The organism is Stenotrophomonas sp. INTA L402-1, from assembly GCF_059295135.1.
In genome coordinates this window covers 1-580 of record NZ_JCAFWP010000185.1, presented here as the reverse complement: position 1 = coordinate 580, position 580 = coordinate 1, and the positions used below count along the sequence as shown (strand labels likewise).

At 48.6% G+C, this 580-nt stretch carries 1 protein-coding gene; it reads right to left on the bottom strand.

The window, feature by feature from the left end; all coding sequences use genetic code 11:
- Window positions 1-580, bottom strand: a 580-nt coding sequence (locus AC5O77_RS22245) for an McrB family protein (RefSeq protein WP_494507228.1), incomplete at both ends; no start/stop codon positions are given.

Genomic DNA, 580 nt, shown 5'->3' with positions numbered 1-580 from the left:
GTTCACGATCGTAAAGAGCCTCGATGCGGCTATTGAGTTTCTCTAACAACGACTCGAGCTCTATGCCTTTCACCTTAGCTTCACTCAGTAAAGAGAGATCAGGCATCATTTCGACAAAGTCAAAGCGACGGCGCAAAGCCGTGTCCATCAGAGCTAAAGAACGGTCCGCTGTATTCATGGCTCCGATGATATCGACATTGCCGGGTACGCTGAAGTGATCACCGCTATAAGCCAGTTGCAGGCTCATCGCATTGGGCATGCCTGCACGCTTGTCTACTTCAATGAGTGAGATTAGTTCACCAAAGATCTTGGATATGTTACCGCGATTGATCTCATCAATGAAAATGGCGTAGCGATGTCCTGGATCGGCATTCGCACGTTGGCAAAGGCGCATAAAGATACCCGGCTCAATGGGATAAGAGATATTGCCACTCTCGTCAGAGCGAGCGCGTATACCTTCAATAAATTCTTCATAGCCGTAAGATTGGTGGAACGTAACCACCGCAAAACGCTGGATGGCTTCGGCAGATTTAGGGCCACGTTTAAGTTCGGCGTAGAGCCTGTCTCTTATACACATCTC